This window comes from Thermus sp. KWY1 (genome assembly GCF_057547025.1).
Genome location: NZ_BAAJPG010000023.1, coordinates 331,497 through 343,020, shown reverse-complemented (window position 1 = coordinate 343,020; position 11,524 = coordinate 331,497). Strand labels below are relative to the sequence as shown.

Here is an 11,524-nt window from a genome sequence, read left to right as displayed (position 1 = left end):
GGGGCAAGAGGTGGGGGTTGGCGCGGGCGAAGCGTTCCACGCCCCTCAGGGAGTCCACGCGGGAAAGAAAAGCCACCAGGATGAGGGCCAGGAGGCCCCAAAGGGGGTACTGCCGGTTGCGGGCCCGGGGGTCGGGGATCTGGGACAGGGCTTCGCGCAGGGTCATGCCCCCTCTTTACTCCAGGAGCCGCATATAGGTCAAGTCTGCTTCTTCCCCTCTTTCTCGTCTTTGCCACGGTGCTCCTGGGTACCCTGGGTTTTTACTTACTCTGGAAGGACCAAGGCGCAACCTGGCTGGATGCCCTCTACATGACCTTCATCACCATCACCACCATCGGCTACGAGGAGGTATACCCTTTAGACAGCACCGGGCGCATCCTTGCCATGCTGGTAGCCTCGGTGGGCGTGGGCAGCCTTTTCTATCTCTTTAGCGTGATCATGGACACGGTCGTTAGCCTTCGCCTGGAAGGAACCTGGAGGCAAAGGGAAATGAATCGGATCAGCAACCATGTCATTGTGGTGGGGCTTGGGCGTGTGGGGCGGCAAGCGGCTTTGGAACTGAAGGCCTCCGGGATTCCCGTGGTGGCCTTGGACCCGAGCGAAAGCGCCCACCAGTTTGCCCAGGAAAACCACATCCTCCTTCTCAACAAAGATGGAACCGAGGATCAGTCCCTGATCGAAGCGGGGATCCTCCGCGCCAAGGGCCTAATCGCCACCACCAGCAACGACGCCACCAACTTGCTGGTGGTGCTCAGCGCCCGAACCTTAAAGCCGGACCTCTTCATCGTGGCACGGGCCAGCGACGAAAGCGCCATACCCAAGCTCCTTAAGGCAGGCGCCAACCGCGCCATCAGCCCCTATGCCATCGGAGGGCGTCGGCTGGCCCATCTCATCCTTTCCCCACGGGTGGTGGATTTTTTTGAAACCGTCCTGACCGGCAAGGAAAACTTCAGCTTGGAGGAAATCTCGATCCAGAAGGGAAGCCCCCTTGATGGCCTTGCTTTAGGGGAACTACAGGCTCGAGGTTGCCAGGCCAGCATCCTGGCGGTGTTTCGGGGAGCCGAGCCGCTGCCTCGGCCTCCTTTAGACTTCCGCCTACTGGCCCATGACCGCATCCTGGCTCTGGGCACCACCCAACAGCTGGAGCAACTGGAAAAGCTGGCCTCTGCGGTATCCTCTGAACCATGAGGCTCTTCACCCCCGAGGCCATGCGGGAAGCCGACCAGAAGGCGGTGGAAATGGGCTACCCCTCCCTTCTCCTGATGGAGTGGGCGGGGATGAAGGCAGCCCGGGTCTACCAGGAGCTTTTCGGCCATCGCCCCGCCGTGGTTCTCGCCGGCAAGGGGAATAACGGCGGGGACGGGCTGGTGTTGGCCCGGCACCTCCACCTGGCCGGGGTGCCGGTACGGGTCTTTGCCGCCGAAGGCCAAGGCGGGGATGCCCTTTTGGCCCGAGGGGCCCTCGAGGCCCACAGCCTGGAGATCCGCCCCCTCGAGGAAGCCATCTGGAACCGGGAAGAAGTGCTGGTGGACGCCCTCTTCGGCACCGGGTTAAAAGGCCCCTTAGAGGGTTTCCATGCGGGTTTGGTGGAACGGATGAACGCCTCCGGGCTTCCCATTCTGGCCCTGGACCTGCCCTCGGGGCTTCCCTTTACCCCCCATGTGCGGGCTGCGGCCACCGTGGCCTTCGCCGCCTTCAAAACACCCCATCTCCTCCACCGGGAAGCCTGCGGGAAGCTCTTCCTGGCGGACATCGGCCTGCCCAAAGTCCTCGTGGAGCGGGAGGACCTTCCCGAGATCGCCACGCCGGAAGGACTTCTCCCCCTCCTGCCCAAGCGGCCCCTCACGGCCCACAAGGGAAGCGTGGGCCGGGTGGGGGTCTTGGGAGGCTATCGGGGGGAGGGGCTTCGCTACGCCGGGGCCCCGGTGCTTTCCGCTCTGGGAGCCTACCGCATGGGGGCGGGGTTGGTGCACCTGGTGGCTCCTGAAGGCACTCCCTTGGAGCCCCTCGAGGCGGTCTTCCACCCCGTCCAGGCTCCTGCCTTGCCGTCCATGCGGGTAGAGGCCCTGGCGGTGGGGATGGGAGGAGGGCCTTGGGGCCGGGAATGGGCCCTAAAAGCCCTGGAAGCCCGGCTTCCCACGGTGCTGGACGCCGATGCCCTGCACCTGGAGGTCCTCGAGGCCTACCGCAAGGCGGGTGTACCCACCGTCCTCACTCCCCATGCGGGAGAAGCGGGAAGGCTTTTGGGGATGCCCCCAGAAGAGGTTGCCAGGGATCCCCTGCAGGCCGCCCGGACCCTGGCGGAACGCACGGGGCTCACCGTGGTCCTCAAAGGGAACCCCACCGTGGTGGCCCAGGGAAGCCGCCTTTCCGTGAACCCTACCGGCAACCCCGCCCTGGCCACCGGAGGAACGGGGGATGTGCTCTCCGGGGCCATCGCTGCCCTTTTGGCGGCGGGCCTTTCCCCCTTTGACGCCGCCCGGCTCGGGGTCTACCTCCACGGCCTGGCAGGGGACCTTTTAGCCCAGGAAAAAGACGTGGGCCTCCTGGCCAGGGAGGTAGCGGAGGCCCTGCCCAAGGCGCGGAAGGTGCTTTCCGAAAGCTCCATCCCCCCGTGGCGCACGGTCTAACCCCCAAAGATCCCGCATCCTTCCCTACTCCTTGAGAGGGCAGGCCCTGAAGGCCATGAGAACGGGCTAACCCATCTCCCCTTCCCGCCCGATCCAACAGGAACCCCCTGGTATGCTGATGTGAGGTTTGGCGCTTATGCAATCCTTTCCGCGCCTCTACGTCCCCGCCACCCTGGCCAACCTGGGCTCGGGGTTTGACGCTTTGGGGGTGGCCTTGGACCTCTACCTGGAGGTGGAGGCCGTGCCCGCCCGAGAGGACACCTTTCTCTACCAAGGGGAGGGCCAGGTGGAGGGCAAGGACAACCTGATCCACCAGGGTTACCGGGCAGGGATGCGGGCTTTAGGCCTACATCCTGAACCCCTTCTCATCCGGGCCTTCAACCCCATCCCCCTGGCCAGGGGAATGGGAAGTTCCTCCGCCGCGCTGGTAGCCGGGGTAGCCCTGGCGGACCAGTACTCGGGGGGAAGGCTGGGGCGGGAAGGAGTTTTCCAGGTGGCCGCTAGCTTGGAAGGCCATCCGGACAATGTGGCTCCGGCGGTTTACGGGGGGTTCGTGGCCGCCCTGGCCGATCCCCCCCTGGCCATCCCCCTTCCCAGGCCCCAGGGGGTCTACTTTGTCCTGGCCATACCCCCTTACGAAGTGCCCACCCCCCTGGCCCGGGCGGCCTTGCCCGAGAAGGTTCCCTTAAAGGATGCGGTGTTCAACCTGGCCCGCAGTGCCCTTTGGCCTGCTGCCCTCTACTCAGGAAGGCTCGAGGCCCTACGGGAAGCCTGCCGGGATCGCCTCCACCAGCCCCATCGCGCCCACTTGATGCCGGGGATGCTGGAGGCCATAGAAGCTGCCCTCGAGGCGGGGGCCCTGGCAGCCTTTGTGGGGGGAGCGGGTCCCACCGTGGCCGCCTTGTCCCGGGAGGATGAGCTGGAGGAGGTGGCGAAGGCCCTGGAGGGCTACCGGGGCGAGGGGCGTACCCTAATCTTGGGTATAGGGGAGGGATACTTCTGGAAGGAAACCTGAACGCCATCCCTCTTGTGGAGCTTTTGGAGCTGATCCACGGCCACCGGCGCTCCGGAGTCCTGGAGCTCTCCGTGGGCTCCCTGCCCCTCTCCCTGCGCTTCGCCGGGGGGGAGGTGGTGGGGGCGGCCATCCTGGACTGGGAAGGCCTCGAGGCCCTCTTCAGCTTCCCCCTGCATCCCCAGGAGGGGGTTTTCCGCTTCGGGGTAACCCCGTCCGCCGCGGACAAACCCCTCATGCCCTTCTCCACCCTCCTGGGGGAGTGGGCCCGGGTCAACGACGAGTGGGACCGGTTCCGCACCCTGGTGGACTCGCCCAGCCGGGTCCTCGAGGCCATCCGGCCCAAGCCTCCCTACGAGGTCTTCCAGGGGGGGAAAAGCGTGCGGGCGGCCGCCAAGGCCTGGCAGGTTCCCCTCCTCATTGCCATGGAAAGGGCCTACATGGGGGTAAGGGAAGGGGACCTTTACCCCCTTCGCCGCTATGCCTGGTACGCCCTAAGGATCAAGTACCAGGGAAGGAAGGGGAAGACCCTGGAGGAGTTCGGCCAGCTTCAGGCCCTCCTGGACGGCACCCGCAACCTGGGAGAGGTGATCGCCTCGGGGGTGCCCATCGGCCTGGTGCGCCGGTACCTGGTGCAGGCCCTGGCCTCAGGGGAACTCACCCCCCCGGGCCGGGGATGGCTCCTGAGGGACCTCACCTGGGAAATGGAAAAAGAAGAGAGCGCCTAGAGGAAACCCCCTAGGCCCTCGGCCTCCAAGAATCCCACCCCCTGGCTCCGCCCAAGGGGGTGGTCCTACTTCTTTTTGCGCGGACGGTACTTGCCGTAGGTGCCCCGCCAGATCTTGCCCCTACGGGTGCGACGGTCGCCCTTACCCATGCCCTCCCTCCTAGGCGCTCACCGCAGAGAGGTACTTCTGCACCTTGCGCATAAGGCGCGACTTCCTCCGAGAAGCGGCGTTCTTGTGCAGGGTGGACCCCTTGGCCGCCTTATCGATAAGGCTCTGCGCCATGCGCATGATCTTCAAGGCTTCCTCGGCCTTGCCCTCCTGGGCCAGAAGCACGGCCTTCTTGCTCAAGGTCTTGATGGCCGACTTCTTGGCCTTGTTGCGAAGCCTGCGCTTCAAAGACTGCCGGTGCCGCTTCAGAGCGGAAAGGTTCCTCTTGGGCTTCTTCTGCGCCATCGTTCTCCCCTCGTGCCCCTTAGGGGCAGACCAGGCCTAAGTGTAGCATACCCCGCCTCAAGGGGCAAACTTGGTGGTGACCCAGTCGTAGCGCACCCGGCCCTTGGCTCCTTGAAGCTGAAAGCGGAGGAGGTACTCCCCGGGGCTTGCAGGAAACCGCGCCTCCTCCTGGAAGCTCCCCGAGTAGACCCTTTCCCCCACCACACGCCCGTCCCGGAGAAGGGCCACGGAAAGCCGCCCCTCCTCGAGGTCCCCGGACACCTTGACCTTCACCGCATCGTAAAGGCCGCTCACCCGGATGGGGTACTGGGCCTCCCCGGTGTACTTCCAGTAGAAAACCGGCAGGAAGGGTGGGTAGCCCACGGCCAGGCCATACCGCTCCGCATACCAGTAAAGGCCAAGGGCCAGCAGGGCCAAAAGGAGCAGGGTCCGCATTGCCTTAAGTATACTTGGGCTCATGGCAGGCGCCGACACCAAGCCTTCTCCGGAAGAAGCCTTGGCCCTCCTCAAGCGGGGGGCCGAGGAGATCATCCCCGAGGAGGAACTCCTCCTAAAGCTAAAGGAAGGCCGCCCGCTGGTGGTCAAGCTGGGGGCCGACCCCACCCGGCCCGACCTGCACCTGGGGCATGCGGTGGTCCTGAGGAAGATGCGCCAGTTCCAGGAGCTTGGGCACAAGGTGGTGCTCATCATCGGGGACTTCACGGGCATGATCGGGGATCCCTCGGGGCGGAGCAAGACCCGGCCTCCCCTGACCCTCGAGGAAACCCGGGAAAACGCCAGAACCTACGTGGAGCAGGCGGGGAAGATCCTCAGGCAGGAACCCCACCTCTTTGAACTCCGTTACAACTCCGAGTGGCTGGAAGGCCTCACCTTCAAGGAGGTGGTGCGCCTCACCTCCCTCATGACCGTGGCCCAGATGCTGGAGAGGGAGGACTTCAAGAAGCGCTACGAGGAGGGCATCCCCATCTCCTTGCACGAGTTCCTCTACCCCTTCGCCCAGGCCTACGACTCCGTGGCCATCCGTGCGGACATCGAGATGGGGGGCACAGACCAGAAGTTCAACCTCCTGGTGGGCCGGGAGGTGCAACGGGTCTACGGCCAACCCCCCCAGGTGGCCTTCCTCATGCCCCTTTTGGTGGGCCTGGACGGGCGGGAGAAGATGAGCAAGAGCCTGGACAACTACATTGGGGTGGCGGAGCCCCCCGAGGTGATGTTCAAGAAGCTCATGTGGGTGCCCGACGCCCTTCTGGAAAGCTACTTCCGCCTCCTTACCGACCTGGAGGAGGCCGAGATCCAAACCCTTCTAAAGGCGGGTCCCGTCCCCGCTCACCGGGTCCTGGCCCGCCTCCTCACCGCCGCCTACGCCCTCCCCACCATCCCTGCCCGCATCGACCGGGCCTTTTACGAAAGCCTTGGCTACAGCTTTGAAGCCCTGGGCAAGGACAAGGAAGCCGGGCCGGAAGCCGTGCGCCAGGCGGAGGCACGCTACGACCAGGTGGCCAAGGGAGCCATTCCCGAGAACATCCCCGAGGTGGTCATCCCCGCCTCCGAGCTCAAGGAGGGGCGCATCTGGGTGGCGAGGCTTTTCACCCTGGCAGGCCTCACCCCTTCCAACGCCGAGGCCCGAAGGCTCATCCAGAACCGGGGCCTCAGGCTGGATGGGGAGCTTATAGAGGATGCGGGCCTCGAGGTGGACCTCTCCCGCCCCCGCATACTCCAGCGGGGGAAGGACCGCTTCGTGCGAGTACGGCTTGCCGACTAAGAACCCTCCATGGGCCTCAAGGGCACCTCGTGCCCCGTGGCGTAGAGGGTGTCCCCTTCCGCCTCGAGGCGCAAGCGGGGCAGGGGGTAGCGGGGGGGCCCGTACACCGCCTTCCCCCCAAGGAGAGGGTCAAAGGCCCCAAAGTGGCAGGGGCAGCCCAAAAAGGGTCTTTCGTAGCGGAAGTTATAGAGGATAGAAGCCGCCTCGGGATCGGGCACATAGTTCACGGTGCAACCCTGGTGGGTGCAGATGCGGCTTACGGCCAGGTAGTGTTCCTCCCCCAGGGAAAGCCCCCCCAAAACCGGCTCGGGCAGGCGGAGGAGAAAGGCCTTCAAGGGCCCTAAGGGCAAGGGATACTCAAAGGGCTTCGCCTGCCACACGGCAAGCTCCCCCCGCCGGGCCACCGCCACCTTCGGCCCCCCCTTCCAGGTGGGCTCTCCTACCCCTGGCCTTGGGCGGAAGCGGAGGTTATAGGTGCGCACCCCAAACCAGAGGAAAAACCCCCCGGCCACCGCCACCGGGATGTAGAAGACAAGGTCCCGCCGCCTCATAGGCCGGATAGGTAGTCCAGAAGGGCCTTCAGCTCCCCCTCGCTTAAGGGCACCGCCGGCATCTGGCCCCGGCCCTTGAGCACGATCTCCCTCACCGCCTCAGGGGCTTTCAGGATGGGGTTTCCCTTAAGCCTGGGCCCCACTCCCCCCTGGGCCTCGGCTCCGTGGCAGGCGGCACAGCGGGCCTGGTAGACCGTTTTCCCGTCCGTTCCCCCCTGGGCCTGGGCGCGGGCCATGGCGATGAGGCCCTCCACCCTTTCCCTGGCCTCCCCGCCCACCTCCAGATACTTTTCCCAGGCGGCGATGGCCTCCTTCGCCTGGCCCTTCTGGAAGTAAATGTTCCCGAGGAAAAGCCAGCCCTCCGCGGCCTTGGGGTCAGCGTGCTGGGCGATCTCCAAGAACATCTGGGCTTCCTCCAGCCGCCCCCCCATGAAGAGGAGGATCCCCACCCGCCGCACGGCCTCGATGTTGGTGGGATCCTTCTTAAGCACCGCCAGGTAGGCCTCCGCCGCCTGGTCAAAGGCCTTGAGCTCATAGGCCCGCCTTCCCCAGGCCAGGAGGTCCGCCACCTCCCCGGTGCGCCTGGCCTTGTCCTGAAGCGCCTTAAGTTCCCGGGCTTCGGCCCGGGCGGTCACCGTAGTCTCCCCGGGAAGCCTGGGCAGGGTGTAGCGCCAAAGCCCTACCCCCAGCAGGACCACCACCCCCAGGGCTAGGGCCACGGGCCAGGGATTGAAGGGACGAGGCTTAGGGGGGCGCCAACCGTCCAAGGCCCGTTCCAGCTCCACCATCCGGGCCATGGCCAGCTTCTTCTCCTCCCCTTCCAGGCTCTGCACCTCCTCCTTCAGGACCTCGAGCTCCTTGAGAAGCTCCTCCCGCCGAGGAGGCTCGGGGAAGGGTTCCCGGGGCCCCCGAAGAGGCCTTAAAGCCAAGTAGAGACCAAGAAAAAATAGAACCAGAAAGATAAGGGTGGCCATCATGCGGGAGGCTCCTTAAGCCGGCGCTCCGCCTCCTCCAGAAGCTCAGGCGGCAGGGGTTTCTTGGGCCGGAAGTAGGCGAAAAGCCCCAAGCCCAAAAGGACCAGACCCAAAACCGGCAACACCCAGACCCAAAGGGTCACTCCCCGCCTGGGAGGCTCGTAGAGGATCCACTCCCCGTACCGGTCCACGAAGAAGGCCTTGATCTCCTCCTCCGTCTTCCCTTCTTGAAGCATCTCGGCGATAATCCGCCGCATCTCCACCGCCACCCCGGAGTTGCTCTCCGCTGCCGACTCCCCCTGGCACACGGGGCAACGAAGCTCCCGGGCGATGGCGAAGACCTCGGGGGAGAGATCAGGGGGTGGGGAGGCTGGGTTTTCCTGGGCCCAAACCCCTAGGGCCAGGAAGAACAAAAGCGCCCAAACCCTCATGGCAACACCTCCTTCAGGTATTGCTCCAAGGTGGTCTGATCGATGGCCCCGGCGTGGCGGACCACCACCCGGCCCTCCCGGTCGATAACGAAGGTCTCCGGGACCCCGTACATCCCGTAGTCCACCCCCACCCGGCCCCTGGGGTCAAAGACCTGGGGGAAGGTGAGGCCAAACTGCTCTATGAAGCGCAACGCATCCCCCTCCTTGTCCTGGGTGTTGATGCCCACAAAAAGTACCTGGTCCCTATGCCGGCGCCAGGTGGCCTCGAGGACCGGAGCCTCCTCGTAGCAGGCAGGGTAGCACCAGCTGGCCCAGAAGTTGAGCACGATGGGCTTCCCACCGAGATGGTCGGAAAGCTTGAAGGTTTTCCCCCATTCCTCTTGGTAAGGGGAAAGCACCGGCAGGGTGAAGTCCGGGGCCGGACGGCGCTCCTTGGCCAGCACCGAGGGAAGCTCCTTGGGGTTTCGCTGCATCCCCCAGTAGAAAAGCCCCCCCAGGGCCAAGACCACAAGGAGCCATAGCCAGCTCCTCAAGCTGTTCCCTGCGGGAAACCTCACGCTGGGCTCACCCCCTTAACCTCCTCCCGCCCCGCCGCCGGCCAAAGGATGTACAGGGTTCCCAGGGCCAGAAGCCCCCCCGCCACCCACATCCAGAAGACCAGGGGGGTAACGATGAGGCGGATGGAGGCCCACTCCCCCTTCTCCCGGTCAAAGTCCATGAGGAGGAAGTAGTAGTCGTTGCCCGGGGTGTAGACCACCTTGGGGGCCGGTAAGGGGGAGTTCATCTGCGGGTAAAAGTGAAGCCTTGGCCGCACCTCCCCGAAGCGGTCCGTGCGCAAGGAAGCCTCCACGGCAAACCGCCTCCCCTCGTCCAAGGCCCGCACCCCCAGGAACTCCATGCGCACTCCGCCCACCTCCCAGGCCTGCCCACGGTAGAGGGTTTTCTCGCTTTCCAGGCGGTAGGTCTGGCTGAAGGCGATGCCGAGGCCCATGAGGGCCACGGCGAAGTGGACCAACAGGCTTCCCACCCGCCTGCGGTTTTCCAAAAATCCCCAGGGGGAAAGCCCTGCCCTAAGGCGGGCCAGCACCCCCTCCCGCACCAGGAGGAGGATGGCGGCGGTGTTGTAGAGGAAAAGCCCCACCGCCAGGGAAGCCCCGAAGGTATAGCCCCGAAGAAGCCCAAGCAGGGTACCCAGGAGAAGGACAGCCAGGAGCATGTAGAGGTTTCGGAAAACCTCCGCCCTAGGCCTCCGCCAGGGCAAAATGGGCCCTACCCCCATGAGGAGGAGGATACCCACCCCAATGGGAGCGGAAACCTGGTTGAAGAAAGGGGCCCCCACGCTCACCTTAGCCCCGGTGAAGGCCTCCACCAAAAGGGGATAGAAGGTGCCGAGCACCACCACCAAGGCCCATCCGGCGAAGAAAAAGGCCCCGAGGAGAAGGGCCCCTTCCCGGGAAAGGAGCCGGAAAACCGCGGTGTCCCGCACCTCCCGGCTGACCCGGGAAAGAAGGCCAAGCCCCAAGCCAGTAACCAGGAGGAAGAAGCCCAGGAAGGCAGGCCCCACCGGCCCCTCGGCAAAGGCGTGGACCGACTGGATCACCCCGCTCCGGGTGAGGAAGGTCCCCAGCACCGTGGCGGCGAAGGCCAGGGTGACAAAGGCGAAGTTCCAGGCCTTAAAGGCCCCCCGGGTCTCCTGGACGATGGCGGTGTGCAAAAAGGCGGTGGACAACAGCCAGGGGATGAAGCTGGCGTTTTCCACCGGGTCCCAGGCCCAGTACCCACCCCAGCCCAGGACCTCGTAGCTCCACCACATCCCCGCCACCTTCCCGGCGGTGAGGAAACCCCAGGCGATCAGGGTCCACCACCGGGTCTCCCCCACCCAGGTCTGGTAGCGACGCACCACCATGGCCGCCACCGCATAGGCGAAGGGCACGCTCAGGCCCACGAAGCCCAGGTACATGAGGACCGGGTGGACGGCCATCATCCAATGGTTCTGCAAGAGAGGGTTGGGCCCATTGCCATCCGCTGGCGGGTTGGGCAGGGTTTGGAAGGGGCTGGCGATGGTGGCCATCACTCCGAAGAAGAAGACCTGGACGCCGAAAAGTACCGCCAAAACCAAGGAAGCCCGCCAGGGGTCCAGGGGTTTGCGGCTGGCCAAAAGGGTGTAGAGGGTTTGCAGCAGGCCCCAAAGGAGGATGCTCCCCTCGAGGGCCGCCCAGGGAGTCACCAGGGTAACCCAGAGGGGATCCTGGGTGGAGTGGTTGCGGGCCACGTAGGCCAGGCTGAAGTCGTGGGTGAGAAGGGCCCATTCCAGGGCCAAGAAGGCCGTCAAGGCCGCCAGGAAGGCGGGAAGGACCAAGGCCTTGGCCCCTGTCAGGAAGCGCCCGTCCCCCTGGTGGTAGGCGAGGAGGGAAAGAGCCAGGCCCAAAAGGCTAAAGGCCAGGGCCAGGCTGACGCCCAGGTTGCCCAGCAGAGCAGGGGTCATTTGGCCTCCTCAATGAGCTTGCGCACTTCCTCCGGAGTCCAGCCCGCCTTGGGAGCCTGGTAGGTCTCGGAGTGTTTCACCAGGAGGTTGGTGCCGTGGAAGACCCCTTCCCGGAAGCGGCCCTCCACCACCACCCCCTGCCCCTCCTTGAACATGCCCGGAGGCGTGCCCTTGTGCACCACGGGCACCTCCGCCACCCCATCGGTGAGGATGAAGCGGAGCTCCAGCTGATCCTTGTCGTAGTGCACGGTGCCCTGCTTGACCAAGCCCCCCAGGCGCACGGGACGGTTCTGGTAGCGCCCCTGATCCTGCAGGTACTCGGAGGGGGTGAGGAAGTAGACCAGGTTCTGCCCCAGACCGCCGAAGATGAGGTAGGCCAAGGCTCCCAGGATGACCCCGAGTCCGATCAGGTACTTGGCCCTCATTTCGCCCTCCGGTAGCGCCAGAAGAGGTAGGCCAGGTAACCGAAGACCGTGAGGTAGGTGAGGGCGTAGACCC

The 11,524-nt window shown here is 65.2% G+C and carries 15 protein-coding genes; 5 read left to right on the top strand and 10 right to left on the bottom strand.

The window, feature by feature from the left end:
• A partial coding sequence (locus AC27GT_RS08530; RefSeq protein WP_487223479.1) for a transposase family protein occupies positions 1-166 on the bottom strand: 166 nt, incomplete at its 3' end.
• Positions 167-237: 71 nt separating this feature from the next.
• Here AC27GT_RS08530 and AC27GT_RS08525 point away from each other — a divergent pair.
• The 4 genes from AC27GT_RS08525 to AC27GT_RS08510 all read left to right on the top strand — a co-directional run bounded on the left by AC27GT_RS08525 (position 238) and on the right by AC27GT_RS08510 (position 4,370).
• Entirely contained in the window at positions 238-1,188 is a 951-nt protein-coding gene (locus AC27GT_RS08525; protein WP_487223935.1) for a potassium channel family protein, read from the top strand.
• Entirely contained in the window at positions 1,185-2,630 is a 1,446-nt protein-coding gene (locus AC27GT_RS08520; RefSeq protein ID WP_487223934.1) for an NAD(P)H-hydrate dehydratase, read from the top strand. The genes AC27GT_RS08525 and AC27GT_RS08520 overlap by 4 nt, the downstream gene beginning before the upstream one ends.
• A 136-nt stretch (positions 2,631-2,766) precedes the next feature.
• The gene (thrB, locus tag AC27GT_RS08515) at positions 2,767-3,645 is read left to right on the top strand and encodes a homoserine kinase (RefSeq protein WP_015717953.1); all 879 of its coding nucleotides are present in this window, start codon (positions 2,767-2,769) and stop codon (positions 3,643-3,645) included.
• On the top strand, positions 3,630-4,370 hold the full coding sequence (locus AC27GT_RS08510; RefSeq protein WP_041438679.1) for a DUF4388 domain-containing protein: 741 nt from the start codon (positions 3,630-3,632) through the stop codon (positions 4,368-4,370). Before thrB ends, AC27GT_RS08510 begins: the two co-directional genes overlap by 16 nt.
• A 65-nt stretch (positions 4,371-4,435) precedes the next feature.
• On the opposite strand, the gene AC27GT_RS08505 is transcribed toward AC27GT_RS08510, so the two are convergent.
• From AC27GT_RS08505 to AC27GT_RS08495, 3 genes are read right to left on the bottom strand one after another with little or no spacing between them, the layout of a single operon-like run.
• On the bottom strand, positions 4,436-4,519 hold the full coding sequence (locus AC27GT_RS08505; protein ID WP_008632889.1) for a 30S ribosomal protein THX: 84 nt from the start codon (positions 4,517-4,519) through the stop codon (positions 4,436-4,438).
• Between the two features lie 10 nt (positions 4,520-4,529).
• The gene (gene rpsT, locus AC27GT_RS08500) at positions 4,530-4,823 is read right to left on the bottom strand and encodes a 30S ribosomal protein S20 (RefSeq protein WP_015717955.1); all 294 of its coding nucleotides are present in this window, start codon (positions 4,821-4,823) and stop codon (positions 4,530-4,532) included.
• Between the two features lie 57 nt (positions 4,824-4,880).
• Positions 4,881-5,258: a hypothetical protein gene (locus AC27GT_RS08495; protein ID WP_015717956.1), complete on the bottom strand. Its 378-nt coding sequence runs from the start codon at positions 5,256-5,258 to the stop codon at positions 4,881-4,883.
• A 22-nt stretch (positions 5,259-5,280) separates the two neighbouring features.
• On the opposite strand from AC27GT_RS08495, the gene tyrS reads away from it, so the two are divergent.
• The gene (tyrS, locus tag AC27GT_RS08490) at positions 5,281-6,585 is read left to right on the top strand and encodes a tyrosine--tRNA ligase (protein WP_487223933.1); all 1,305 of its coding nucleotides are present in this window, start codon (positions 5,281-5,283) and stop codon (positions 6,583-6,585) included.
• Here tyrS and AC27GT_RS08485 read toward each other — a convergent pair.
• The 6 genes from AC27GT_RS08485 to ccmE are packed head-to-tail and all read right to left on the bottom strand — an operon-like array spanning position 6,582 to position 11,451.
• Complete coding sequence (locus AC27GT_RS08485; RefSeq protein WP_015717958.1) at positions 6,582-7,136, bottom strand: QcrA and Rieske domain-containing protein; 555 nt, start codon at positions 7,134-7,136, stop codon at positions 6,582-6,584. The genes tyrS and AC27GT_RS08485 overlap by 4 nt on opposite strands.
• Positions 7,133-8,113, bottom strand: a complete 981-nt coding sequence (locus tag AC27GT_RS08480) for a c-type cytochrome (protein ID WP_015717959.1) — start codon at positions 8,111-8,113, stop codon at positions 7,133-7,135. Before AC27GT_RS08480 ends, AC27GT_RS08485 begins: the two co-directional genes overlap by 4 nt.
• The gene (locus tag AC27GT_RS08475; protein ID WP_015717960.1) at positions 8,110-8,541 is read right to left on the bottom strand and encodes a cytochrome c-type biogenesis protein; all 432 of its coding nucleotides are present in this window, start codon (positions 8,539-8,541) and stop codon (positions 8,110-8,112) included. Before AC27GT_RS08475 ends, AC27GT_RS08480 begins: the two co-directional genes overlap by 4 nt.
• Positions 8,538-9,074 (bottom strand): TlpA family protein disulfide reductase, encoded by a 537-nt coding sequence (locus AC27GT_RS08470; protein WP_049775673.1) that lies wholly within the window; start codon positions 9,072-9,074, stop codon positions 8,538-8,540. Before AC27GT_RS08470 ends, AC27GT_RS08475 begins: the two co-directional genes overlap by 4 nt.
• Before the next feature lie 20 nt (positions 9,075-9,094).
• Positions 9,095-11,026, bottom strand: coding sequence for a heme lyase CcmF/NrfE family subunit (locus AC27GT_RS08465; RefSeq protein ID WP_015717962.1), 1,932 nt, complete (start codon positions 11,024-11,026; stop codon positions 9,095-9,097).
• Complete coding sequence (gene ccmE, locus AC27GT_RS08460; protein WP_015717963.1) at positions 11,023-11,451, bottom strand: cytochrome c maturation protein CcmE; 429 nt, start codon at positions 11,449-11,451, stop codon at positions 11,023-11,025. Before ccmE ends, AC27GT_RS08465 begins: the two co-directional genes overlap by 4 nt.
• Between the last annotated feature and the right edge of the window lie 73 nt (positions 11,452-11,524).